Origin of the sequence: Acinetobacter sp. YH12076 (assembly GCF_013419525.1) — a bacterium.
GTDB classification, from domain to species: Bacteria; Pseudomonadota; Gammaproteobacteria; order Pseudomonadales; family Moraxellaceae; genus Acinetobacter; species Acinetobacter amyesii.
On the sequence record NZ_VOZY01000003.1, the window covers coordinates 255,626 to 279,471 of the forward strand.

Genomic DNA, 23,846 nt, shown 5'->3' on the forward strand with positions numbered 1-23,846 from the left:
GAAAATATAAAACCTATACCCTTGTTGCTCATTGAAACTCTATTCATATAAATGTTTCAATGGTTTAATGGTTTATAAATTTAAAAAGGCATAAATACCGCACATGAAACTTTCTATTAATACGTCATTCCAAGCGAATACGTCCAGCCAATATTTATTGATATTAGTAGATTCTGAGCACGTTACAAATGCAGCTACTTCATATCAAATCAATGATTTAGATAATTTAATTGAAGCAACTCAATTTAAAGCAGCACTTAATGAAAGCCTGCCTTTGGTGGCGAACATTGCCGCTTGTCGCAATAGCGCTCTTTTAGGCCTCGGCAAAGTTGCTGAATTACAAGTCAATAAATTTGCAAAAATTGCACAAACTATTATTAAAGCGTCACAAAAAAAATTCAAACAGATCAGTGTCGATATCTCTGCCCTACCACAAGAACAACATTATTTATTTGCACTTAGCCTGACCCAAGCGGCTTATGCATTTGATGAATACAAATCAAAGAAAAATGAATTTGTTTTGGAGCAGATCCATTTAATCGCTGCTGAAAGTCCATTAACCACTGCACAGCTTGAATTAATTTCTGCAGTGCAATCAGGTCAAAGTTTTACTCGTGACTTAGGTAACCGTCCGGGCAATATCTGTTTTCCTGAATATTTAGCCGAACAAGCTCATGCACTTGCAGCTGAATTCCCAGATCAACTCAAAGTGACTGTACTCGATGAACAGCAAATGGCTGATCTCGGTATGGGTGCTTTCCTTGCTGTGAGCAAAGGTTCTGACCGTCCAGGCCGTATTATTACCATCGAATACCTTTCAAACCGTGAAGAAGCACCTGTGGTGCTTGTTGGTAAAGGCGTGACTTTTGATACGGGTGGTATCTCTCTTAAACCGGGTGCAGGCATGGACGAAATGAAATTCGACATGTGCGGTTCTGCATCAGTTTTGGGTACCATCCGTGCGCTGTGTGAAGCGAAATTACCAATTCATGTAGTCGGCGCAATTGCTGCTGCAGAAAACATGCCGTCTGGTCATGCCACTCGCCCGGGCGACATCGTAACCACCATGAGCGGTCAAACCGTTGAAATTTTAAATACTGATGCCGAAGGTCGTTTGGTGCTGTGCGATACCTTGACCTATGTAAAACGCTTTAATCCTGCACTGGTGATTGATATTGCAACCCTCACTGGTGCATGTGTCGTAGCACTGGGTTCAGTCCTTACTGGTATGTTCACTCCGGATGATGAACTTGCGGCTGAATTGACTGCTGCGGGTCAACACAGCTTTGACCGCGTATGGCGTATGCCCGTGATTGAAGATTATCAAGAACAACTTGATTCTCCATTTGCAGATATTGCCAACATTGGTGGTCCAAAAGCAGGCTCTGTGACCGCTGCATGTTTCCTTCAACGCTTTACGCGTGAATACCGTTGGGCGCATTTAGACATTGCGGGTACTGCATGGAACTCAGGTGCCAATAAAGGCGCAACAGGTCGTCCTGTACCATTATTAATGCAATTTTTAGCGAATCGTGTTCAAGCGAATGGCTAAAGTTAGCTTTTATTTATTTGAAAAAAGTCCTGAACGGCAAGTCGAAAGCACTTGTCGTTTATGCCGTAAGATCCTGCGTCAGCCTGTACGTATTTGGCTACATTGTGCTAACCCAGACTTACAGCAACAACTTGATGAACGCCTGTGGAGTTTCGATCACACAGGTTTCATTCCCCATGGTATCGATCAACCCGAGGCAACGGTCTGTATTTCTGCCCAATTGCCTGAGCAAGCCGACTGGATTGTGTTTAATTTTAACGATCAAGCACTTGAACAGTTCGCAAGTTTTAGTCACATTATCGAAATTATTGAAAATAACGAACCCGCTAAAATTATCGGGCGTGAAAAATATAAACAATATCGACGTTTGGGCGTTCAACCGCAGACCCATAAACTTTAACGTGATATTGGTTTTACCCTATTTGCAAGGAGATGCACCATGGCATTGAATGTCGGTCCAGACTTTAAACAGCGCTGGTTAAAAGTACCTGAAGCTATTCGTCAGACCTTTATTGATGACCTTGGTCGCGTTTGCGATGTCCTCAATCCCAGTACAGACATTCAACACTGGCTGGTCAATGACCAACAGCAGCAGCAAGTGTCTTTTGACAAAATTGAGTCTGCCTATGCAGATTTAAAAGCACAGTTGATAGAAGATGCTCGTATACGTAAACAACTGGCTTTAGAAAAAGCCTTAGAAGAAAAACGTGAAGCTGAACAAGCCTATGCAGAACAACTGAAACGTGACGAAGAGTTACGCTTTGCTGCACAAACGCAAGCTCTCACCATGATGCAGCATAATCTTAATCGTGAAGTACAACACTATGCCGCTCGCTATCATAAAAACCCTGAAACGGGTTTAGCGGGATTAAGTCAAAGCTTATCGGTGAGCGAAGGACAGATGTTGTCAGAACTCGAAAGTGTACGCGTGCGTTTGGAACTTGAAGCAGAAACGCAAATCGAAATGGCCGTCAGTGATTTCCGTGCAAAATTGAAAGCAGCCGCACAAGAAGAAATTGACTATATCTTAGAAAACTCCAATTTTTCGACAGAATCTACATCGTCCCAAGCATCTTAAGCTGTCGATCGAAATCTGGTCACTGTCATTAAACTGACATGTATTTGCAACATGATGTTCATATGGCTGAAGCATTGTCCTTCAAAATACAATGCTTCAGGCATCCTAAAAATATAATCATGCATCCAGATGGGAATTCAATATGGACATCATTCACCAGATTACCCAGAAAATATCCTCTCTATCTGCTGGAGAACAATGGGACATTCGTGCCAAAGATCTTTGGCTGAGTCATTCAGACTTTCACAGTATTTCGGTTTATCTCAGCCGAGAATCAGAAAAAGGTGGTTTTAGCATTCAGCAACCACCCCACAGCTCGATTTTTCAAACCCTTGATATGGTGACCGTTACAAAACACTAAGTGGTCATCTACTCCATAAAAAAAGCCCACAACTGTGGGCTTTTTTTATGTCTAAGTTTGGCTTAGACCAAATCTGCAACTGCAGAAACGGTATGTCCTAGGAAATAACCGATACCGAGTAATAATCCAATCCAGATGAAACCACCTAGCACGTTATAGAACATAAATGTGCCAAGGCTCATGCGTGCAGACCCAGCGGCAAAAGGCGCAAAAGAACGCACAAAGGGTACAAAGCGTGCGACTAAAATCGTTTTACCGCCATGCTTCATAAAATATTTATTGGTTTTGACCATATATTCGGGCTTAAAGTAACGTGTGTGCTTATTAAAGTACTTAATACCTAACACGCTGCCCGTATAGTAATTGACGCAGTAGCCCAAGACCGATGCGACAAATAACATCAGCCCCATGGTGTGTAAATGCACCACTTCCGTTGTTGAGCATAATGCGCCGATGGCAAGCAACAGGCTGTCTCCTGGCAGGAAGAACATAAATACTGAACCCGTTTCTGAAAATATCACCAAAAATAAAATGGCATAAATCCACACACCATAATTTTCCAATAGCATGGGTAACCACTGTTCCAGATTCAGTAAGAAATCAATCATTATCACCTGTCTGATTATTCATCATATATGTCATTCCGCGACGCATTATCACCAAAAATAAAAAAACAGTCTAATTTTTCAATCAGACTGTTTGGTTTTCTTCGGTATCAACTTATTTCAAGAAGCCATTTTCAGCGAGAAAATCTAAGCTAATTTTCGATTGCGCTGTGGTCTCAGCGGCTTTATCGCCAAGCAATAAACGCTCAATATAACGTGCTAAAACATCCACTTCTAAGTTCACTTTAGCCCCAGCCTTCCATGTGCCAATATTGGTTCGTTCCGCCGTATGCGGAATTAAATTTAAGCTCAGCACATTGCCACGTAAATGGTTAATTGTCAGGCTAATACCGTCTACGGTCACAGAGCCTTTTTCCGCTAAATAGCGTGAAATTTCTTTCGGTGCGGTCACTTCAAAATAAATAGAACGCGCATCTGAACGAACTTGAGTGATTTCACCCACTGCATCGACATGACCACTGACAATATGTCCACCAAAACGCGTAGTCGGCAACATGGCTTTTTCCACATTCACCGCCTGCCCTGCTTTCCAGTGTTCCAAGGTGGTCCGATTTAAACTTTCACGTGATACATCAGCTGCATACCAATTGCTACCAAAGTCAATCACGGTTAAGCAAATGCCATTGGTGGCAATCGAGTCCCCCAAATGCACATCCGACATGTCTAAATCTGTCTGGATACGCAAGCGGACATCGCCACCCACGTTTTGAATGCTTTCAACTTTACCTAGACTTTCAATAATGCCTGTAAACATGTTCAATCCCTGAAAAATATGGGGCGATGATTTTTACCACAAATCAAGTTGCGTGCTCACGCCAGAGGTATCGACACCACCTAATTCTGCAAAATGGTGCAATTGACTCAACAACTGACGGATTGGTGGACCTGATTTGGCATGCGTATCCGTGATGACAATAAACTCTAGTACGCGTGCACGTTCAGACTGACGCTGCTTACTCACGCGGTAACGTGGTACATCTTGCGTCAATAAGCTTACTCGGCCACGTTTTAAATTGGCTTGTAACAAATCTGTGGCGCTGATATTACCATCGGTTGAATAGCTCGTCAGGATGTAACGTGCATTGATGGTTTCTAATAATTTTTCATAAGCTTCTTTCGCATGCTTCGAAGAATTATACGGACTTGGACGTTCTTTACGCCATGCACGGTCGATTCCGCTCTTAAAGCCTTTGGTGTCTGGTGTTGGTAAATCCACCTGATCCCATAACGTTAAGGCATTCAACACATGGTAGTTACTGCTGTAAGCGTGCTGGTTATATGGTGGATCGAGATAAGCCACATCTACTTCAAAGCCACTCATTTGATTGGCCAAATGCTGTGCGTCGACACACCACATTTCAGCGGCGGGTTTTTTCGGATCACCAATTTCACAAAAACGACTTGGGGTCAGCCATAACAAAGAACCGATACGATCCAAGGCCGCTTGGGTTTTACCGCCCCAACCATGATGGAAGCTTTTAAATACACCGCTGGTATTACTGACAAAACTTGCTGAATACAATAACGGCGCTAACAAAGCACTCATTTCCACATCATCAATCGCGCCTTGAGCTTGCCAAGTTGCAATTTGCTGACGAATCGCATCTATACGCATACCGTTACGACGTTTAAAGAATAAACGGTCACGTGCAGGATCGTAGATTTCATCATTACGTGGACACAAGTTATGGGTCACCCAACCTTTCACTTCTGGCAAACGGTTCAGATAATCAATCGCTTTCTGATAGCCACCCAACTCTTTAAACGCTGGTGCTTCAACGCAAGAGAGAATCGCGCTGTTCAAGGCGTGGCTGTAGGGTTCCCAGTCATTGGCAATAACACGATAGCCGTTTTGACGAGCCAACCGTGATACCACACCCGAACCTGCAAAAAAGTCAGCAAATATCGGCGCACGACCATCTTCGCGTTTTAAGGTTCCCGTTTGCTCAAGTGCTTCTAAAATCAGATGTAATAGACGGCGTTTGTTTCCCAAATAAGGAACCAACTGATGGAAAAGATATTCGTCTGTGGTACGAGCCGCATGACGACGTTTGTGATAAACCGTAGACTCTGAATTCATAGCGTCTCTTGAGAAGGGATTAACCTTAAGCGAATGTCATCACCCAATTGAGTGACATCTTTCAGCTTAAATCGAAGCTGCTCTGCCATGCGGTCAAATTCCGCATTAAACATCGCACGTGCTGACTGACCCAACAAGGTCGGTGCAACATAACTGATCATTTCATCGATCAAATGTTCTTGTAAGAAAGCGGTCGAAAGTGTCGCACCGGCTTCCACAAGTACATCATAAATTTGGAACTGTTGAACGCATGCTGCTAACAGATCGGCCAAAGGCTGAATTTCAAATTGTACCACGCCCAAGTCAGCAAGTTCCTGACGATATGGCCCCATGACCATCACGGTTTCAGGTTGCTGCAATATTTTTGCGCTTAATGGCAAGCGGCCTTGACGATCTAGCACGATACGTTTCGGCTGAACCACGTTACGCATGTCAACAGCGTCATCGAGCTGACGTACGTTGAGTAAGCAATCGTCGGCTAATACCGTTTCAATCCCAGTGATTACGGCACCTGATATCGCACGCCAATGCTGTACATCTTGTCGCGCCATCGAACCGGTTATCCACTTAGACTCACCCGAGGCCATGGCAGTACGCCCATCCAGGCTCGATGCAACTTTGAGGCGGACATAAGGCATACCCGTCGCCATGGCTTTTAAAAAGCCCAAGTTCAATTGATGCGCTTCTGCTTGACAAATACCCGTAATCACTTCAATGCCAGCATCACGTAGGATTTGTACACCTTTACCCGCAACCAATGGGTTGGGATCGGGACATGCCACAACGACTTGAGCGACACCTGCTTCTACCAAGCCTTTGGCACAAGGTGGCGTACGTCCATAGTGTGCGCAAGGCTCTAAAGTCACATAAGCGGTTGCGCCACGGGCGGCCTCACCTGCATCACGCATTGCAAAGACTTCTGCATGCGGCTGACCCGCTTTTGGATGAAAACCTTCACCAATCAATTGACCGTCTTTGACAATCACACAGCCCACATTGGGATTGGGACGAGTGCTGTATTGCCCCTGCTGTGCCAATGCAATTGCACGCCGCATCCACTGTTGATGCTGCTGCAACGTCACTTGATCTAACTCAGACATGTAATCACTCATGATAAAAATGGAAGCAGATGTGCATTAGTGCTCACGCTGCTGCATTTGTTCAATTTGACGACGAAAAGCTTCTACATCTTGGAAGTCTTGATACACAGAAGCAAAACGCACATAAGCCACATGATCTAAAGCAAACAAAGACTGCATGACAATTTCACCAATGGTGCGTGATTTCACGTCACGTTCACCCAAACGGCGAATTTGCAATTGAATATCACTGAGTACCGTTTCAATTTGCTCTTGCGTTACTGGACGCTTTTGCAAGGCATGCATCAGCGAGCGGCGGAGCTTGGCCTCATCAAAAGGTTCGCTCTTTGAATCAGACTTGATGACACGCGGCATCACCACTTCATAGCTTTCAAAAGTTGTAAAACGTTCACCGCAACTAATACATTCACGGCGGCGGCGTATCTGACAGCCTTCAGCAGCAAGACGTGAGTCAATCACTTTACTGTCTTCAGCGTTGCAAAATGGACAATGCATAGCGGTTAAATTGAACAAATCCGAATGGATTTAGAGTGTAGCAAAAATTTTGAAATTTGTAGAGCTTTACGCTAGATATGGAAAAAAAACAGCCCTTTTGGGCTGTTTTACACAATATATTGATTTACTGTGATCTTATTATTCTACACGTTCGCCATGTTGACTTAAGTCTAGACCCATTCGTTCGTCATCAGCTTCAACACGGATGCCAATCACTAGATCAATCACTTTCAAGATAATGAATGTGATCACAGCTGAGTAAGCAATAGTCGCTAGTACACCTTCGACTTGAACCCATAATTGATGCATTAAGTTGCTCGGTGCTTTATCACCCATGATGAATTCGCTGGCAAAGAATGCTGTAAGGATCGCACCCACGATACCACCGACACCATGTAGACCAAACGCATCCAAAGAGTCATCCGCTTTCAACGCACGTTTCAGCGCAGTAATACCCCAGAAGCAAACCACACCACCGATCAGACCCATCGCTAAAGCGCCGCCAACTGTTACGAAACCTGCCGCAGGTGTAATCACCACAAGACCTGCTACCGCACCAGAAGCACCACCCAAGACAGACGCTTTACCACGAACCACTTTTTCAGTAATTAACCATGCCACTGCTGCTGCCGCTGCTGCAACTTGTGTTACCACCAATGCATAACCAGCTGAACCATTTGCACCCAGTGCAGAACCACCGTTGAAACCGAACCAACCTACCCATACAAGGCTTGCACCGATGACGGTTAACGTTAGATTATGTGGCGCCATAGATTCACGACCAAGCCCCATACGTTTACCAAGCATGTACGCTGCAACAAGACCCGCAACACCTGAGTTGATGTGAACAACCGTACCACCCGCAAAATCAAGCGCACCGTCGTTTCCTAACCAACCACCGCCCCATACCCAGTGGGTAATTGGTGCATAAACCACGACACTCCAAATTGCGATAAAAGCAACAAAAGCACCGAATTTCATACGTTCTGCAATCGAACCGCTAATAATGGCAACGGTAATGATGGCAAATGTCATTTGGAAAATAACAAAAAGAATCTCTGGAATCGTACCGGACAAGGCTTCTGTGGTGATGCCCGATAACATAAATTTGTCTAAGCTACCGATAAAGGCATTACCTTCACCAAATGCTAAGGTATAACCCACAATCACCCACGTTAAGCTCACAACACCTGCCGCAACAAAACTGTGTGCCATGGTGCTGAGTACATTTTTCTTACGGACCATACCGCCGTAAAATAATGCTAAACCGGGAATTGTCATGAGTAAAACAAGTGCAGTGGACACTAAAATCCATGCTGTATCACCTGTATCGAGCTTAGGCTCTTCTTCTGCAGGTGCTGGCGCTGCTTCAACTGGAACTGCAGCTTCTGTTGTATTTAGCGTTGTTGTATTTGCAGTATCAACTACTGTGACTTCTTCTGTAGGTGCTGTTGCGCTTTCTTCAGCCCACGCAACAGAACCACCTAAAAGTGCACTGGACAAGCCGAGTGCAATTAGCATCTTTTTCATTCGTATCCCCCGACCTGATTTTCTGAGTTATTAGCTACTCAGCAAACTTCATGCCAATTTTTTAAACGGCATCTGCACCTGTTTCACCAGTACGGATACGGATGACTTGTTCCAGATTGCTTACAAAAATTTTACCGTCGCCAATTTTTCCTGTGCTTGCAACACGAGTAATTGATTCAATTACGGTATCAACCATTTCATCACTGATTGCGATTTCAATTTTTACTTTTGGTAAAAAATCAACCACATATTCAGCACCACGATAAAGTTCAGTGTGACCTTTCTGGCGACCGAAGCCTTTAACTTCAGTGACAGTGATCCCTTGAACACCATTTTCAGAGAGTGCTTCACGCACGTCATCTAATTTAAAAGGTTTTACAATTGCAGTTACGAGCTTCATGTTTTGTTTTCCTTCGGCTTATTTCACCTGTAAGGTTTTATGTTCAATTTTCATGCCAATATGACTACAGTCGGGGGAAAATAGTCAGCTCAGCATGAGATTTCTTTATAACCTATTTTATACGGATAATCTTGCGTATGCTTATAAAAATAGACGTTTTTACTAGAAGAATTACGATTTTACTGATCGATTAAACGCATATTTAAATGAAAGCACTATGGTCATGAATGTGGCGATGTTAAACTGCTGCCACCAATTCACTGAGGATGGTCTAAACAATGATTGAAACCTTACTACAAGCGATATTAGAACAAATCGATCAGCCGAAAAAAGACGTCGAACATAATCTTCGCAGCTTACTCAATGAAGCTGTGAGCAAAATGGATCTCGTGTCGAAAGAAGAAATCGAACGCCAACGTACTGCACTGAATAATGCCAATTTACGTTTAAATGAATTGTTGAAACACGTCGAAGAACTCGAACAAAAAATTCAGAACAAAAAATAAGCACCTTTTTAGTGCAACAAAAGACGCATAACGATTAAAAATAATGCACCATAACGGAACAATAATATGTCTTTTGCCAAAATCTATACTCGGGGTTTGCTCGGCTTAAATGCACCCCAAATTGAAGTTGAAGTCCATGTCAGCCAAGGTCTGCCTTCATTGACCATTGTTGGCCTACCTGAGGCCGCCGTCCGTGAAAGTAAAGACCGTGTCCGCTCTGCGATTATTAATAGCGGCTTTCAGTTCCCAACCAAACGTCTGACCATTAATCTTGCACCCGCAGATTTACCGAAAGATGGTTCACGTTTAGATCTCGCCATAGCTTTAGGGATTCTGATCGCGTCGGGACAACTTCCTGAAAATGCAGCAGATGGTTTTGAATTTATTGGAGAATTAGCACTTGATGGTTATTTACGACCTGTCAGTGGCATCTTAAGCATAGCCATTGCCTGTCAGCATATCGGGCATCATCTGATTCTACCTGCACTCAATGCCGATGAAGCGGCGCAACTGCCAGAGTTCCAAGTCTTTCCTGCGCAGCATCTTAAGGATGTGTGTGAACATTTAAGTCGTTCAGCCTTAATCAGTAGCCATCCCTCGACATCGTCAACCAATCAACACAGTTACCCTTTTGATTTATCTGATGTGAAAGGTCAACTCAGACCACGTCGTGCTTTAGAAATTGCAGCGGCTGGCGGTCATTCTCTACTATTTCGGGGTCCACCGGGCACAGGCAAAACGCTACTCGCCTCGCGTTTACCCAGTATTCTGCCCCCCTTAGATATGCAAGAAAATTTGCAAGTCGCGAGTATTTATTCTATTGCAGGTGCAAATCATCATTTTGGGCAGCGTCCATTTCGTGCGCCACACCATACCGCATCTGCGATTGCCCTCGTCGGTGGAGGATCAAATCCTAAACCGGGTGAAATCACCTTGGCACATTTAGGAGTTTTATTTTTAGATGAGCTGCCTGAATTTGATCGAAAGGTGTTGGAGGTGTTACGGCAACCACTCGAATCCAAAGAAATTGTGATTTCACGCGCTTCTCGTCAAATCACCTTCCCTGCAAATTTTCAACTGATTGCGGCGATGAATCCTTGTCCATGTGGCTATGCCTTTAACCAAGACAGCCGCTGTCAATGTAGTGCTGAAAGTATTAAACGCTATCAAAACCGTATTTCAGGTCCATTATTAGATCGAATTGACTTACATATAGATGTCCCGCCACTGGCAGCGCATGAATTACAAAGTTCGCAAGAGGTTGAAAGTTCAAGTGTGGTTAGGCATCGTGTTATACAAGCTTATGAGTTACAAATAGAGCGTCAGCAAAAATCCAATATAGCGCTCACGCCGACGCAATTGGAGCAACAAGCAGTTTTGGATGCTACTGCACAGAATATTTTACAGTTAGCCCAGCAGAGAATGAATTTATCTGCGCGTGCCTATCATCGGGTATTACGTGTTGCCAGAACCATTGCCGACTTAGCTCAAAGTGAACACATTCAAGCTCAACACGTATCTGAAGCGCTGTCTTATCGAAGCCAACTCAATGCTTAAAAAAATGGCGACCCTAGGTCGCCATTTTTAATGCTTTTTAAAATTAGAATTCGTATTTCAAGCCAAATACGACTTTATTCTTTTGTTTTTCATCCAGACGGTCATAACCACCCACGATATAATCCATATTTACGCTCGCACCAGTGTCACCCAATGGATGACTTAAACCTGCTGTAAAATGACGGAAGCCAAAGTCTTCAGTGGTTTCTACAAATTCGTCATCATCACCATATGCATATAGGCCCAATGAAGTATTTAGGGTGAAATCTTTTGGCAATGCATAGCTGTAGCTACCTAAGATATACGTATCGCCCTTGTTACCCCAAGTCGTATTTTGCGTTAAGGTTTGCGCAGTTACGCTAAAGTCTTTGTAGTTCAAACCTAAAAGTGTTTCGAAACCATCTGAATCAACATCCGATTCATAGTAGTAATAATACGTACCACCGACGGTATAACCTAAATCTTCAGTAATTTTGCCGTTATAACCTGCATAAAAGTCATGTTCAAAAGAATCACGCCCTTCTTCACCAAGTGCATAATCTAAGGTTGAACCCCAGTAACCTGCATAGAAGCCTGAAGCATGGCTATAGTCCAAACCACCTTGAATAGTTGCGCTGCTATTTTCAGGCACATTGGTAATACCACGTAAATTATAGCTAGACAGTACGCCGATATTTCCGGATACAGAATGCTCAGAAGCTGGCGCTTCAGCAAAAGTAAATGTCGATGCTGGTCCTAGTACAGCGATTAATAAAGCTTTAAGTGCAAATTTCATGGTTTGTTCCCCCACATCGTGCGACGACGTATTTTTTGGTTATTTCGTTGAACTCAATGAGGTATTAGCAAGCGCTGTGCCATGTTTAAAAATAAGCGCATATTTTTTTTATAAAAGCCACCATTTTGGTTTATCAAAAACCAATATATTACTGTTTTTATTTATTATTTTTCAATTATCCTGTTTGACCTTTTTTCTCTTTAATTTATTTTAGAATGTAGATTTTCATCTATTTAGATTATTTAAATCTTCAGGTTGATAGTTGTAACAGGATTTTAAAAATGCGCTTTTTTGAGTATATTTTTTCAACACCGATCTCAAAAATGCATAAAAAAAGTGCACAATCACCATTATGCACTTTCAAGAATATGACCGAATAAGGTCAACTCGTTAATGTTAGAAAGAATAGGTCAATCCAACCACAACGTTATCATCTAATTGCTCGCCTTCACGATCTTTACCGCCCCATACATAGTCAGCAGCAATTTCAAATCCAGTATCTGCAATCGGTTTACTCAAGCCCAAACGTGCTTCAGTGAACACCACATCTTCTGTGGTTGTTAATAGGCTGTCATCACGACTGTCATTAAAAACAGAAACACCAAGCGATGAATTTAATGAAACATCATAAGGTAATGCATAGCTATAAGTAGCATTCAGATATACATCACCTGCGTTGCCATAATTAACATCAGACAACAATACAGCCATGCTTGCAGTTAAATCTTTATAACTTATGTCCTGAATAAATTCGACGCCTGTCGTGCGACGCTTTTCAGATCGGTCGTCGTTATAAACAGAACCTCCACCTTGATAGACATAAGCCATCACTTGTGACTTATAGCTCCAATCTTCATTCAGTTCACGTCCATATCCGACATAGAAATCATGTTCATAACCATGCGACTGACTGTCGTCCGTAGGATCATAGTTGAGTGTAGAACCCCAATAGCCCGCGAACAGCCCACTGTTGTGTGCATATTCAAGTCCGGCTTGTAATGCCGCTTGATCATTTTCTTCACTCGCACGGTACACATATTTGTTTACCACGCCCACACTTCCAGACCAATTCCCTTGTGCCGTTGTAGCTTGCTCAGTTTGTTCTGCAAATGCAGGGACTGTACCTAGGGTCACTAAAATACTTAAAATTGCTTTTTTATAAAATTGAATCATGTTTAGTCCCCACATCGGATCGATCGTGGATTGGTTTGAGTAAAATTTAGCGCCGATTTTAATCGATTTTACCGCCCTGTATAGCCCCTTTTTTCTTATTTTGATAAATTAAATCATTTAAAAACAAAGCTAAGATTATATAAAACAGTAAAAACCAAGCTTTTGATTCATAAAATATCTTTTATCTTGTTCTAGTCTTTAACAATGATTTAATGCATTCATTTATATGTATTTATCACGAATATTATCATCTTTTATTGAACTGTTTTTTTAAGGAAAAATTTCTGACGACTTCGCTAAAAGTCATTCTCTATTTACAAAAAACACGCCAACGGTGCTTACTGTGCCTGAACAGTGATGCCATGCACCTCAACCATTGATATACTTTTTGATCAAAATACGAATTTAGATTCGGCACAATTTGTCGCAAAGAGTGATGATAAATCAGCAAGTTAAATGAAAGTTTTTACCATTTTTTATATTTTTTTATGATAAGTAATGAATAAACTTCTCTTTAGATTGATATATATTCAATTTAAATAAACTATTTGTTAAACAACAATAACATACGAAAAATTTGCTTATTACAGATTGACCAATGATCTGGCCATTTTCTAACTTTAGTGTAATAAGCGCATTAAAAATAGTGATTTTTTTAAGAAAAAATATACAATCGCACTACATATTAACCAAATTTGCATGAGGCTCTCTCCCAATGCTTAAAGCTCAACAACTAACACTTGCAGTCTTAGTAAACGCTGCTCTTATTTCTACTGCTTTTGCTAGCGAACAAAGTGAATCTAAAGGCTTTGTGGAAGATGCCGAAGGCTCTGTATTGTTCCGTACAGGTTACATCAACCGTGACAAAACTAATTACATTGACAATGATACTAGTGCAGTAAAACGAGTAACAGATACCAGCTCAGCTGCTCAGTCTGCGATTGTAAAACTTGAATCTGGTTTTACAAAAGGTATTATCGGCTTTGGTGTAAATGTTACTGGCGACGCTTCATTCAAATTAGGCAGCAATGATAATGCTGGCAATGGCATGATTCCGCTTCATAACGGCGGAGCTAAAGATGCAAATGGTGATGTAGACGCCTATGACCATTGGGCGCGTGGCGGAGCTAGCCTTAAAGCACGAGTATCAAATACAACTGTTGAATACGGCACCCAAGTTCTAGATCTTCCTGTACTTGCGTCTAATACAGCACGTATGGTTCCAGAATATTTCACTGGTGTTCTTGCGAAAAGCCGTGAAATTGAAAATCTAGAATTGGTTGCTGGTAAATTCACAGAGAATCAATATTCAGATCAAATCAATACTGATGGCCGTCATCTAGATAATGCAATCGTTTGGGGTGCAAAGTACAAATTTAACGATCAGCTTAATGCATCTTACTATGGCTTAGACAGTGAAGATGCGCTTGAACGTCACTACATCAATGCAAACTACACATTGCCTTTAGCTGAAAAACGCTCATTAAATGTAGACTTCAATGGCTACCATACTGAATGGGACGAGCAAGCTGGAACTTATTCTTCAACAATTGGTAATAAAAATGTTGACGGCCGCAGCAATAGCATCTGGTCTCTTGCAGGTACATTAAACCAAGGCGCTCACTCAGTCATGCTGGCTTACCAACAAAATACAGGCAACACTGGTTATGACTATGGCGAAAATGCTGATGGCGCACAGTCAATCTATGTAGCTAACTCATACTTATCTGACTTTGTGGGGAACCATGAAAAATCGGCACAAGTTCAATATAACTTAAACTTTACTGATTATGGTGTGCCAGGCTTGAACTGGACTTCTGCATTCGTTTATGGCTGGGATATTAAAGTCAACAATTCAGCAAAAGAAGGTCAAGAGCGCGAATTCTTTAACCAAGTGAAATATACTGTTCAATCTGGTTTTGCTAAGGACGCAAGCTTACGTGTACGTCATTCTTACTACCGCGCAAGTGATAACTACCAAGCTGGTAACTATATCGGTGATACAAACGAATGGCGTTTATTCTTAGACATCCCTGTGAAATTATTTTAATTTCGCAGCTACTCTAAGATAGAAAAAAAAACCTGCACACTGTGCAGGTTTTTTTATGAGCATCGATTTCATCTAAAAACGATGCTCAGCTTAAAACAATATTATTTGTTCGCAGCTTTGTAAGCTTCAATTGAGCTAAGTACTTCTTGTTTCGCAACATCAGCACCTTCCCAACCACTTAACTTAACCCATTTACCAGGCTCTAAGTCTTTGTAGTGTTGGAAGAAATGTTCAATTTGATTGATCAATAATGCAGGAAGATCTGTATATTCTTGAACATCTTTATAAAGCGGAGTCAATTTGTCGTGTGGAACCGCAACGAGTTTTGCGTCAACACCACCGTCATCTTCCATGTTCAATTTACCAACAGGACGGCAACGAATTACAGAACCTGGCTCTACTGGATGTGGAGTTACCACAAGTACGTCTAGTGGGTCACCATCCAAAGATAATGTATTTGGAACATAACCATAGTTCGCTGGGTAGAACATTGCAGTACCCATGAAACGGTCTACAAATAACGCATCAGAATCTTTATCGATTTCGTATTTGATTGGTGCTGCATTTGCAGGAATTTCAATAATGACATAGATGTCGTTTGGTGCATCTTTACCCGCTGGGATATTGCTGTAGCTCATAGCATCACTCTTTAAACAAGTTAAATCTTTTAATCCGGCACAATTATAACGGTTTTATCGCTTTTTTTGTGATTTTAGCGATCATGCTGATAATTTAATCATCAAGCTGAACATTTAGCTTAATTTAATGACCAATAACATCAGGCAAATTGGGCATAACATCGACAAGGTCCAAATGATTGAACGTAAAGTTGCCCAATTCGCTAAATAACATAGCCCATAAATAACGCGTAAAACGAGATAGGCAATCCCAAACGTCATGATGTATTGCTGATGAATCACCATATATTCAGCCATTAGAATAGCCGCAATAAATAAAGGTAAACTTTCAAAACTATTTTGCTGCACTGCATGTGCGCGGCTCGCCAATCCTGTAGAGCGCGCTAAAACTTCACGTGGATTTTGATTATCACTCGACTTAAAACCTGCAGCTCGCTTCGCAATAAATGTAAATACATATGGCAATAAACAAGCGGCCAAAATGAGATAGATGATCCCACTGATGCTGTGCATGTGTTTTTTCTCAGGAAGATTTTTATGGCTGCTATAATACCATGGCATTTCGTGAATAATTTTTGTTAAATATAGTGTTTTTATAATCGGCAGATGAAAGGATCCTCTATGAGTACTTCTGATCAAGATCAATTATTTGAAGTTCTTGAAGAGCAAAAACGCCATCAGCTTCGCGTCGATCGTGTTTTAAAAATTGTCATTCCTGTGACTGCATTTTTACTTGCTGTGATCTGTGCCAACTTAAATGTATGGTCGACTGTTTTCAGCTTTGTCATCATGTGGATTGCATTCTATGCAGTTTCCATCAAGCAACTTCCCCTTTGGCATTGGGTCATTGTCATTGCACTATATTGTTTAGTCGACAATATTTTAACCTATGGCAGCTATAACCAATCTGGCTTTAGTCGTCAGTTCGGCGCGATGTTTATTTTCTTAGGTGTTTTTGGTGTAGGACGTCGCTACTTTGATCGCTGGTCGATGAATAAAGGCAAGCTTTAATGATCAAAATTAAAAGCGATAAAAAAAGCGCCCGAAGGCGCTTTTTTTATGCATTATATTATGCTGTTTTACGCAAATCTTTACGTAGAATCTTACCAACATTCGATTTTGGTAATTCATCCATAAATTCAACATAACGTGGGCGTTTATAGCCAGTTAAGTTTTCTTTTGCGAATGCCAAAACTTCTTCAGTCGTTAAAGATGGATCTTTTTTCACAACGAATAATTTAGGTACTTCACCTGATTTTTCATCAGGAACACCAATCGCAGCAACTTCTAGTACTTTTGGATGTTTTGCAACAACTTCTTCAATTTCAGAAGGATAAACGTTGAAGCCAGACACCAAAATCATGTCTTTTTTACGGTCTACAATCTTCACATAACCGCGTGGATCCATGACACCAATGTCACCTGTACGGAAGAAACCGTCCGCCGTCATTACTTTGGCAGTTTCATCTGGACGGTTCCAATAGCCTTTCATGACTTGAGGACCACGAATCGAAATTTCACCTTGCTCACCTTGAGCAACTTCATTGCCATCATCATCTAAAATAGCAACTTCAGTCAGTGGCAATGGAATACCAATCGTACCGCTGAATTCCATTGATGCTGGAGGGTTTGCAGTTGCAACAGGTGAAGTTTCTGATAAGCCATAACCTTCGATGATATTGGTACCGGTAACTTTCTTCCACGCTTCTGCAGTCGAAGGAAGTACTGCCATACCACCACCCATCGCCATTTTTAGCTTGCTGTGGTCAAGTTGCTTGAACTCTTCATTGTTCACCAAAGCATTAAACAAAGTGTTCACTGCTGGAAAGAATGAAGGTTGGTATTTACGTAATTCTTTCATTACCGCAGGTAGGTCACGCGGGTTAGGAATCAATACGTTCGCCTGACCTTTGTACATGCCGTAAAGTGCACACACCATAAATGCAAAGATGTGATACAGCGGTAATGCACAGAAGATACGATCATCTGGCTGACCATCTTGCTGACCAAATTTACTTTGGAAAATACCATCACACTGCAACATGTTTGACACAAGGTTACGATGTGTTAATTCTGCGCCTTTAGATACGCCAGTTGTACCACCAGTATATTGAAGTACTGCAGTATCACTTAGAGTTAAGTTTGGACGTTTGTAATTGTTTGCACTCACTTTAGACATTGCTGCATTAAAGCGAATATGACCTGGAATGTTCCAAGCTGGAATTTGTTTACGTACTGAACGTAATACAAAGTTAACCAATGTACCTTTCAGCGTACCAAGCATGTCACCCACAGATGCCACGATCACGTGTTTTACTGGGGTTTTACCAATAATCGCTTGGTAAACAGATGCAAAGTTTTCAATGATAACCAATGCCTCTGAACCAGAGTCATTTAATTGATGCTCAAGTTCACGAGAGGTATACAGTGGATTCACGTTGACCAATACCAGGCCAGCGCGGAATACACCCAATGCGACAACAGGATATTGAAGAACGTTCGGCATCATAACTGCAACGCGTGAACCTTTAGCCAAACCTAAGCTTTGCAAATAAGTTGCAAATTTACGGCTTGCTTCATCAAGTTCTTTAAAAGTTAAGACTTTATCCATGAAGATAAAGGCATCTCTTGAGCCAAACTTCTGAAAATTACGCTCAAAAATATCGACCAATGAGGTATTTTCTGCGGGTAATTCTACAGTTTCTGGAATCCCTGTCTTTTGGTATTCAGCGAACCAAATCTTTTCCATAACGCCCAATTCTCCTGTCGTAATCCTTAATAATCCAACTGTTTTTTTTCAATATTAAGCGGTCATTATTTAACTTGTTTGTGCTTAATATTGCATCCATTTCACGAATAACAGCATATATAACGTATTTCGTTCCATGGATGCTAGTATTATCTTTGAATGAACAGTTTATTTGCTTTTTGATATCCACGTGGTAACAACACGCCTTTCGATGCACGTTTACCCACATATTTTTGCAGATCGTCGCCTTTAAGCTTTAATTGTTGATTTCCTGCAAGCACTTGAATTATTTCATCTAAATTCAAAGTTGTCATGGATACTATTTGATCTTTTGCTTCAAGTTGTATCAATTTATTACCTTTACCCTTATTCAATACTGGTAATTCATCAAGTTCAACCAACAGCAAACGCCCCGCAGAACTGAGGAGTGCAAGATGTGTTGCATTCTCAATCGCCGTTAAATTCATGACCGCCGCGCCTTCAGATAAGGTAAGGAAGGCTTTACCTGCTTTTGCATTGGTATCGAGGTTTTTGGCTTGGGTTTTAAAGCCATAGCCTTTACTACTCATCGCCAAGACTTCTGTTTCATCTTCAGCAATAAACACTTGTTTAAAGCCGACACCACTTGCAGGTGCAAGTTTAGAACTCAGAGGCTCACCTAAACCACGCGCGGATGGTAAAGTATTGATGCCCAAAGCATAGCTACGACCGGCATCATCTAATACATACACACGTTGATTCGATTTACCTTGCGCATGGCTGAGATATTGGTCACCTGCACGGAAATTTAAGTTCTCAGCATCGACTTCATGACCTTTCGCCGAGCGAATCCAACCCGCTTCAGACAACACCACAGTCACAGGATCTGCAGGAAGCATATCTTGTTCATTAATCGCATGGGCTTCTGCACGTTTCACAATTGGAGAACGGCGGTCATCACCAAATTTCTTCGCATCTTCTTTAAGTTCATTAATGATCAATGCTTTTAATGACTCAGGGTTCGCCAATTGTTCACGAATAATGGCTGCTTTGGCTTCCAATTCTTCTTGTTCACGGCGCATTTCCATTTCTTCAAGTTTTGCCAAATGACGTAACTTGAGTTCTAAAATGGCTTCGGCTTGAATTTCATCGATATTAAAATGCGTCATTAACACAGGTTTAGGCTGATCTTCTTCTCGAATAATTCGAATCACTTCATCAATATTCAGATAGGCAATAATCAAGCCTGCAAGTATATGTAACCGTTTTTCAATTTTATTCAGATGATAAGTCAAACGACGTGTCACGGTATTTTTACGGATTTCGATCCATTCCAACAAAATACGGCGGATCGATTTCACTTGCGGACGACCGTCAGCGCCAATCATGTTCATATTGACACGATAGCTCGACTCTAAGTCGGTGGTTGCAAATAGGTGACTCATCACCGATTCAGCATCAATACGATTCGAGCGCAGGACGATCACTAAACGTGTTGGGTTTTTATGATCTGACTCATCACGTAAGTCCGTGACCAATGGCAACTTCTTCGCCTGCATTTGATCTGCAATCTGCGTGATCACTTTCGAACCTGAAACCTGATACGGTAACTCCGTAATCACGATTTCATTTTTCTCAATACTGTACACAGCACGAGTTCGATAACTACCGCGACCCGTGGTTTGAATTTTAAGTAATTCTTCTGGAGAACTAATAATTTCCGCACGTGTAGGCAAATCAGGTGCAGGAATATATTCTGCGACTTTCTCATCGGTTAAGTTTGGATTGCGAATTAAGGCGATGGTGCCCTTCACCACTTCACGTAAGTTATGCGGTGGAATATCCGTTGCCATACCCACAGCAATACCCGTTGTGCCGTTGAGTAAAATATTTGGAACACGTGCCGGTAAATTCACTGGCTCTTTCATCGAACCATCAAAGTTATCCTGCCAATCACAGGTTCCTTGTCCTAACTCTGACAGTAATAAATCACTATACGCAGACAATTTCGCTTCGGTATAACGCATCGCTGCGAAGGATTTCGGATCATCTGGTGAACCCCAGTTTCCCTGACCTTCAATAAATGGATAGCGATAACTAAACGGCTGCGCCATGAGGACCATGGCTTCATAACAAGCTGAGTCACCATGAGGATGGTATTTACCCAGTACATCACCAACCGTACGTGCAGATTTTTTTGGCTTACCCGTTGGCTTTAACCCGAGTTCGCTCATCGCATAGACGATACGACGCTGAACGGGTTTTAGACCATCACTGATATGTGGCAATGCACGATCCATAATCACGTACATGGCGTAGTTGAGATATGCTTGTTCGGTAAATTCTGCTACGGAACGGTTTTCTGTCGCATGATGCGCAAGGCTTGTCATAACAACCTGTAATCCTAAATTGTTCGTTCTTTATTGGGTTCTTATGCTATGTCGCAGGTGTCCCCTATACAAGGGGATGATCTAACACTCTGCGACAAATTGTGTCTTATGGCGTAAAAATATCCATTTTATTCACCATGATCAACTAAAAATTCAACAGTCTTTATAGACCGATGGATTCTAAAGTTTTGCCCTTGGTTTCTTCACCTAAAACCAGAATCACCACGGCAACGGCAATTAAGACTGCAGTAAACATCATAAATACATAGCTAAAACCATGATCCATATCCATCATATGTGTCACAGCAAAAGGCGCGGCAATGCCCCCGATCCGACCAATGGCACCCGCCCAGCCCGAACCAAAGGCACGAATATTGGCCGGGTATTGTTCTGGTGTATAGGTATAAAGTACGCCCCAAGCACCGAGATTAAAGAAGGACATTAAACAGCCCCAAATCACAATCTCTGTCACACTGCCAGACTGACCGAAGAAATATGCCGAAATGGCACACATCCCAATGAAGCCCGCCAACGTAGCTTTACGACCTAATTTTTCGACCAACCATGCAGCTGCAATATAACCCGGTAATTGTGCCAAAATCATGACCAAAACATATTCAAAGGATTGAACAATGGTGTAGCCTTCTTTGACCAATAAGCTTGGTAACCATGTAAAAATACCGTAATAAGAAAAGACGATACCGAACCAAATGAGCCACAGCATTAAAGTACGACGTGCAAAAATCCCTGACCACAACTGTGAAAAACTGATATTGTGCTTTTCTGCAACCGGTTTGACTTCAAAGATTTCAACAACTTCTACACCACATTTGGCTTCAATCTTTTTCACCAATGCATGTGCTTCATCAAAACGTCCACGGTTAATCAAATAAGGCACCGATTCAGGCACCATTTTCCAAATCACGATCGCATATAACGCAGGGATTCCGCCTATCAGGAACGCCGCATGCCAACCAAAATCAGGAATAATAAAGCGTGATACTAACGCCGCAACCAACCAGCCCAGTCCCCAAAAACTTTCTAGTAAGACAATAAAACGTCCTCGTACATGCGCTGGAATATATTCACTGACCAAAGTCACCGCGACTGGGAGTTGCCCCCCTAAACCTAAGCCGACAATAAAACGAAATACCAACAACCAAGTTAGATTAGGTGCAAACGCACATGCAGCGGTGGCTAAGCTATAAATCACCAATGTCCATGCAAACACTGTTTTTCGGCCGAAGCGGTCTGCTAGTCCACCAGAAAACACCGCACCAATCGCCATCCCAACAAAACCAATCGAGACCACCCAACTTTTATCATTTGGCGTCATGGCCCAATCTTCAGCCATTTTCGCTAAGATGAAGGAAATGAGCCCCGTATCCATGGCATCAAACATCCAGCCAAGGCCAATAACCCAAAGTAAAGTGTAGTGAAACTTACCGATGGGTAAGCGTTGTATACGTGAGACTAAGTCCATAACAAGATCTCTGAACTGGTGGAAGGATGAACACTGCTTTCCCAACAGGATGTATGATTTTGCGTTTTTTAGTATAGATCCATGCAAAAGACCGACCATTGATCCGTCTTTTTAGCATTTTAATGTCATGTTATAGCAACGCGGTTACGACAAATCTTTTGAAGATACTGACTGATCATCATCATCTTTATAAATAAATTTAGGCATTTCTAAGCCAAAGTAAATGGCGATCAGACGTAAGGTGAAACCGAAAATGAGCGTCGCAATGACGGTCAATTCTAGCGATAAGCCAATCTCAATACAGAGCCAATAACAAATCACGGACACAAAAGAAATACTGGCATAAAGTTCACGACGGAACACCAGCGGCACATCGTTACATAGAATATCTCGTAGAATACCGCCAGAGACCCCAGTTAACACCCCTGCTACCGCAGAAACGACAAAACCATGTCCCATTTCTAAAGCGATTTGACAGCCAATAATGGTAAAACCAATGAGACCAAGGGCATCGAGAACCAAGAAGATATTACGAAGATGACGCATCCATTTTGCAATCAGGATGGTGACAAATGCAGCAAAGCAAGTCAGCATGAGATATTCAGGATGCTTAACCCACGTCAGTGGATAATGCCCAAGTAGCACATCACGAACCGAACCGCCCCCCAGTGCCGTGACACAGGCAATCAATGTTACCCCAAACCAGTCCATACTCCGCCGACCCGCAGACAATGCACCTGTCATTGCTTCTGCCGTAATTGCGATAATATAAATAACGGTAAGTAACATCGCCCTTCTTCCACTGAGGGTTGAGATGCGCGCTATTCTAAGCTAAATCTGCTCAAATGTTATAAAAATTGCGCACAACATTGTTTAAATTTTCGTCCAGAACCACAAATACAGGGTTGCTTCATGGTGATTTGCATCTCTGTGGTCGGATCAAGGAAATACCAGCGCTGCTCGAACTTCACAAAGTGTGAAATTTCATGATGTACCTGCGCTTGCTGCCCATCGTGATAATGGGCTTTAAATTCAACTTGAGCATGGTTTTTATCGAGCTTTTCTTGAGCCTGTACCACTTCAAGCTTTAACCACTGATTGGCCTGACTCCACGCTGCAATGGCACTCACATCCAAGGCTTGCTGCTGTCCAAGTGCAGTTGTTTGTACAATATAATCAATCTCATGTTGTGCAAATGCACTATAACGTGATCGCATCAACTGCTCTGCGCTCTGTGCATTTTCACGCCCCGTATGTAAGGGCTGACAACAGCTAGCATACTCACCTTTGCCACATGGACATTGGACTTGTGACATGTTTGTTT

At 42.1% G+C, this 23,846-nt stretch carries 24 protein-coding genes; 8 read left to right on the plus strand and 16 right to left on the minus strand.

The genetic code is table 11. The annotated features are described in order from the left end of the window. The first annotated feature begins 103 nt into the window (after nucleotides 1–103). The 4 genes from FTU22_RS04280 (at nucleotide 104) to FTU22_RS04295 (ending at nucleotide 2,991) form a co-directional block, all read left to right on the plus strand. Nucleotides 104–1,552 (plus strand): leucyl aminopeptidase, encoded by a 1,449-nt coding sequence (locus FTU22_RS04280; RefSeq protein WP_180093155.1) that lies wholly within the window; start codon nucleotides 104–106, stop codon nucleotides 1,550–1,552. Beyond that, a complete protein-coding gene (locus tag FTU22_RS04285; protein WP_180093157.1) occupies nucleotides 1,545–1,952 on the plus strand; it encodes a DNA polymerase III subunit chi in 408 nt (135 codons plus the stop codon). Before FTU22_RS04280 ends, FTU22_RS04285 begins: the two co-directional genes overlap by 8 nt. Before the next feature lie 39 nt (nucleotides 1,953–1,991). After that, entirely contained in the window at nucleotides 1,992–2,630 is a 639-nt protein-coding gene (locus FTU22_RS04290; RefSeq protein ID WP_180093159.1) for a hypothetical protein, read from the plus strand. Nucleotides 2,631–2,772: 142 nt separating this feature from the next. Then, complete coding sequence (locus FTU22_RS04295) at nucleotides 2,773–2,991, plus strand: hypothetical protein (protein WP_180093161.1); 219 nt, start codon at nucleotides 2,773–2,775, stop codon at nucleotides 2,989–2,991. Nucleotides 2,992–3,053: 62 nt separating this feature from the next. Here FTU22_RS04295 and FTU22_RS04300 read toward each other — a convergent pair whose 3' ends face one another. The 7 genes from FTU22_RS04300 to glnK all read right to left on the minus strand — a co-directional run bounded on the left by FTU22_RS04300 (nucleotide 3,054) and on the right by glnK (nucleotide 9,222). Next, nucleotides 3,054–3,599 carry a VTT domain-containing protein gene (locus FTU22_RS04300; RefSeq protein ID WP_078189460.1) on the minus strand — a complete coding sequence of 182 codons (546 nt, stop codon included), beginning with the start codon at nucleotides 3,597–3,599 and terminating at the stop codon, nucleotides 3,054–3,056. A gap of 112 nt (nucleotides 3,600–3,711) precedes the next feature. Continuing rightward, complete coding sequence (locus tag FTU22_RS04305; protein WP_180093163.1) at nucleotides 3,712–4,371, minus strand: riboflavin synthase; 660 nt, start codon at nucleotides 4,369–4,371, stop codon at nucleotides 3,712–3,714. A gap of 33 nt (nucleotides 4,372–4,404) precedes the next feature. Next, nucleotides 4,405–5,697, minus strand: a complete 1,293-nt coding sequence (locus tag FTU22_RS04310; RefSeq protein ID WP_078189462.1) for a DNA adenine methylase — start codon at nucleotides 5,695–5,697, stop codon at nucleotides 4,405–4,407. Beyond that, nucleotides 5,694–6,797, minus strand: a complete 1,104-nt coding sequence (gene ribD / locus FTU22_RS04315) for a bifunctional diaminohydroxyphosphoribosylaminopyrimidine deaminase/5-amino-6-(5-phosphoribosylamino)uracil reductase RibD (protein WP_180093165.1) — start codon at nucleotides 6,795–6,797, stop codon at nucleotides 5,694–5,696. Before ribD ends, FTU22_RS04310 begins: the two co-directional genes overlap by 4 nt. 36 nt (nucleotides 6,798–6,833) lie before the next feature. After that, nucleotides 6,834–7,292 carry a transcriptional regulator NrdR gene (gene nrdR / locus FTU22_RS04320; protein ID WP_067763170.1) on the minus strand — a complete coding sequence of 153 codons (459 nt, stop codon included), beginning with the start codon at nucleotides 7,290–7,292 and terminating at the stop codon, nucleotides 6,834–6,836. Between the two features lie 138 nt (nucleotides 7,293–7,430). Beyond that, nucleotides 7,431–8,822, minus strand: coding sequence for an ammonium transporter (locus tag FTU22_RS04325; protein WP_180093167.1), 1,392 nt, complete (start codon nucleotides 8,820–8,822; stop codon nucleotides 7,431–7,433). 61 nt (nucleotides 8,823–8,883) lie between these two features. Next, a complete protein-coding gene (glnK, locus tag FTU22_RS04330) occupies nucleotides 8,884–9,222 on the minus strand; it encodes a P-II family nitrogen regulator (RefSeq protein WP_067763174.1) in 339 nt (112 codons plus the stop codon). A gap of 278 nt (nucleotides 9,223–9,500) precedes the next feature. Between glnK and FTU22_RS04335 the strand changes: the two genes are divergently transcribed. Together FTU22_RS04335 and FTU22_RS04340 are read left to right on the plus strand one after the other, a co-directional pair. Beyond that, the gene (locus FTU22_RS04335; protein WP_078189551.1) at nucleotides 9,501–9,728 is read left to right on the plus strand and encodes an accessory factor UbiK family protein; all 228 of its coding nucleotides are present in this window, start codon (nucleotides 9,501–9,503) and stop codon (nucleotides 9,726–9,728) included. Between the two features lie 66 nt (nucleotides 9,729–9,794). Then, entirely contained in the window at nucleotides 9,795–11,285 is a 1,491-nt protein-coding gene (locus FTU22_RS04340; RefSeq protein ID WP_180093169.1) for a YifB family Mg chelatase-like AAA ATPase, read from the plus strand. Between the two features lie 43 nt (nucleotides 11,286–11,328). Here FTU22_RS04340 and FTU22_RS04345 read toward each other — a convergent pair whose 3' ends face one another. Both FTU22_RS04345 and FTU22_RS04350 read right to left on the minus strand, forming a co-directional pair. Next, complete coding sequence (locus FTU22_RS04345) at nucleotides 11,329–12,060, minus strand: TorF family putative porin (protein ID WP_180093171.1); 732 nt, start codon at nucleotides 12,058–12,060, stop codon at nucleotides 11,329–11,331. Nucleotides 12,061–12,456: 396 nt separating this feature from the next. Further along, on the minus strand, nucleotides 12,457–13,233 hold the full coding sequence (locus tag FTU22_RS04350) for a TorF family putative porin (protein ID WP_180093172.1): 777 nt from the start codon (nucleotides 13,231–13,233) through the stop codon (nucleotides 12,457–12,459). A 715-nt stretch (nucleotides 13,234–13,948) separates the two neighbouring features. On the opposite strand from FTU22_RS04350, the gene FTU22_RS04355 reads away from it, so the two are divergent. Next, a complete protein-coding gene (locus FTU22_RS04355) occupies nucleotides 13,949–15,283 on the plus strand; it encodes an OprD family outer membrane porin (RefSeq protein WP_180093174.1) in 1,335 nt (444 codons plus the stop codon). 101 nt (nucleotides 15,284–15,384) lie between these two features. Here FTU22_RS04355 and ppa read toward each other — a convergent pair whose 3' ends face one another. Then, nucleotides 15,385–15,921: an inorganic diphosphatase gene (ppa, locus tag FTU22_RS04360; RefSeq protein WP_078189469.1), complete on the minus strand. Its 537-nt coding sequence runs from the start codon at nucleotides 15,919–15,921 to the stop codon at nucleotides 15,385–15,387. Nucleotides 15,922–16,035: 114 nt separating this feature from the next. Continuing rightward, entirely contained in the window at nucleotides 16,036–16,434 is a 399-nt protein-coding gene (locus FTU22_RS04365) for an MAPEG family protein (RefSeq protein ID WP_078189470.1), read from the minus strand. A 108-nt stretch (nucleotides 16,435–16,542) separates the two neighbouring features. Here FTU22_RS04365 and FTU22_RS04370 point away from each other — a divergent pair, with 108 nt between their 5' ends. Further along, complete coding sequence (locus FTU22_RS04370; RefSeq protein WP_078189471.1) at nucleotides 16,543–16,932, plus strand: hypothetical protein; 390 nt, start codon at nucleotides 16,543–16,545, stop codon at nucleotides 16,930–16,932. Between the two features lie 58 nt (nucleotides 16,933–16,990). Here FTU22_RS04370 and FTU22_RS04375 read toward each other — a convergent pair whose 3' ends face one another. The 5 genes from FTU22_RS04375 to FTU22_RS04395 form a co-directional block, all read right to left on the minus strand. After that, complete coding sequence (locus tag FTU22_RS04375; RefSeq protein WP_180024224.1) at nucleotides 16,991–18,670, minus strand: long-chain-fatty-acid--CoA ligase; 1,680 nt, start codon at nucleotides 18,668–18,670, stop codon at nucleotides 16,991–16,993. 149 nt (nucleotides 18,671–18,819) lie between these two features. Next, the gene (gene parC / locus FTU22_RS04380; RefSeq protein ID WP_180093176.1) at nucleotides 18,820–21,039 is read right to left on the minus strand and encodes a DNA topoisomerase IV subunit A; all 2,220 of its coding nucleotides are present in this window, start codon (nucleotides 21,037–21,039) and stop codon (nucleotides 18,820–18,822) included. Between the two features lie 163 nt (nucleotides 21,040–21,202). Continuing rightward, a complete protein-coding gene (locus FTU22_RS04385) occupies nucleotides 21,203–22,522 on the minus strand; it encodes an MFS transporter (protein WP_078189474.1) in 1,320 nt (439 codons plus the stop codon). Between the two features lie 144 nt (nucleotides 22,523–22,666). Beyond that, the gene (locus FTU22_RS04390) at nucleotides 22,667–23,311 is read right to left on the minus strand and encodes a trimeric intracellular cation channel family protein (protein ID WP_078189475.1); all 645 of its coding nucleotides are present in this window, start codon (nucleotides 23,309–23,311) and stop codon (nucleotides 22,667–22,669) included. Between the two features lie 59 nt (nucleotides 23,312–23,370). After that, complete coding sequence (locus FTU22_RS04395; RefSeq protein ID WP_180093178.1) at nucleotides 23,371–23,838, minus strand: YchJ family protein; 468 nt, start codon at nucleotides 23,836–23,838, stop codon at nucleotides 23,371–23,373. Nucleotides 23,839–23,846: the final 8 nt, after the last annotated feature.

What these genes read in the sequence shown, in the direction of transcription:
- ribD (WP_180093165.1), bottom strand. Translation starts at nt 6,797, where the DNA reads ATGTCTGAGTTAGATCAAGTGACGTTGCAGCAGCATCAACAGTGGATG.
- FTU22_RS04340 (WP_180093169.1), top strand. Translation starts at nt 9,795, where the DNA reads ATGTCTTTTGCCAAAATCTATACTCGGGGTTTGCTCGGCTTAAATGCA.
- FTU22_RS04375 (WP_180024224.1), bottom strand. Translation starts at nt 18,670, where the DNA reads ATGGAAAAGATTTGGTTCGCTGAATACCAAAAGACAGGGATTCCAGAA.
- FTU22_RS04335 (WP_078189551.1), top strand. Translation starts at nt 9,501, where the DNA reads ATGATTGAAACCTTACTACAAGCGATATTAGAACAAATCGATCAGCCG.
- FTU22_RS04385 (WP_078189474.1), bottom strand. Translation starts at nt 22,522, where the DNA reads ATGGACTTAGTCTCACGTATACAACGCTTACCCATCGGTAAGTTTCAC.
- FTU22_RS04280 (WP_180093155.1), top strand. Translation starts at nt 104, where the DNA reads ATGAAACTTTCTATTAATACGTCATTCCAAGCGAATACGTCCAGCCAA.
- nrdR (WP_067763170.1), bottom strand. Translation starts at nt 7,292, where the DNA reads ATGCATTGTCCATTTTGCAACGCTGAAGACAGTAAAGTGATTGACTCA.
- ppa (WP_078189469.1), bottom strand. Translation starts at nt 15,921, where the DNA reads ATGAGCTACAGCAATATCCCAGCGGGTAAAGATGCACCAAACGACATC.
- FTU22_RS04390 (WP_078189475.1), bottom strand. Translation starts at nt 23,311, where the DNA reads ATGTTACTTACCGTTATTTATATTATCGCAATTACGGCAGAAGCAATG.
- FTU22_RS04325 (WP_180093167.1), bottom strand. Translation starts at nt 8,822, where the DNA reads ATGAAAAAGATGCTAATTGCACTCGGCTTGTCCAGTGCACTTTTAGGT.
- FTU22_RS04300 (WP_078189460.1), bottom strand. Translation starts at nt 3,599, where the DNA reads ATGATTGATTTCTTACTGAATCTGGAACAGTGGTTACCCATGCTATTG.
- parC (WP_180093176.1), bottom strand. Translation starts at nt 21,039, where the DNA reads ATGACAAGCCTTGCGCATCATGCGACAGAAAACCGTTCCGTAGCAGAA.
- FTU22_RS04355 (WP_180093174.1), top strand. Translation starts at nt 13,949, where the DNA reads ATGCTTAAAGCTCAACAACTAACACTTGCAGTCTTAGTAAACGCTGCT.
- FTU22_RS04350 (WP_180093172.1), bottom strand. Translation starts at nt 13,233, where the DNA reads ATGATTCAATTTTATAAAAAAGCAATTTTAAGTATTTTAGTGACCCTA.
- FTU22_RS04285 (WP_180093157.1), top strand. Translation starts at nt 1,545, where the DNA reads ATGGCTAAAGTTAGCTTTTATTTATTTGAAAAAAGTCCTGAACGGCAA.
- FTU22_RS04365 (WP_078189470.1), bottom strand. Translation starts at nt 16,434, where the DNA reads ATGCACAGCATCAGTGGGATCATCTATCTCATTTTGGCCGCTTGTTTA.
- glnK (WP_067763174.1), bottom strand. Translation starts at nt 9,222, where the DNA reads ATGAAGCTCGTAACTGCAATTGTAAAACCTTTTAAATTAGATGACGTG.
- FTU22_RS04345 (WP_180093171.1), bottom strand. Translation starts at nt 12,060, where the DNA reads ATGAAATTTGCACTTAAAGCTTTATTAATCGCTGTACTAGGACCAGCA.
- FTU22_RS04370 (WP_078189471.1), top strand. Translation starts at nt 16,543, where the DNA reads ATGAGTACTTCTGATCAAGATCAATTATTTGAAGTTCTTGAAGAGCAA.
- FTU22_RS04310 (WP_078189462.1), bottom strand. Translation starts at nt 5,697, where the DNA reads ATGAATTCAGAGTCTACGGTTTATCACAAACGTCGTCATGCGGCTCGT.
- FTU22_RS04295 (WP_180093161.1), top strand. Translation starts at nt 2,773, where the DNA reads ATGGACATCATTCACCAGATTACCCAGAAAATATCCTCTCTATCTGCT.
- FTU22_RS04305 (WP_180093163.1), bottom strand. Translation starts at nt 4,371, where the DNA reads ATGTTTACAGGCATTATTGAAAGTCTAGGTAAAGTTGAAAGCATTCAA.
- FTU22_RS04290 (WP_180093159.1), top strand. Translation starts at nt 1,992, where the DNA reads ATGGCATTGAATGTCGGTCCAGACTTTAAACAGCGCTGGTTAAAAGTA.
- FTU22_RS04395 (WP_180093178.1), bottom strand. Translation starts at nt 23,838, where the DNA reads ATGTCACAAGTCCAATGTCCATGTGGCAAAGGTGAGTATGCTAGCTGT.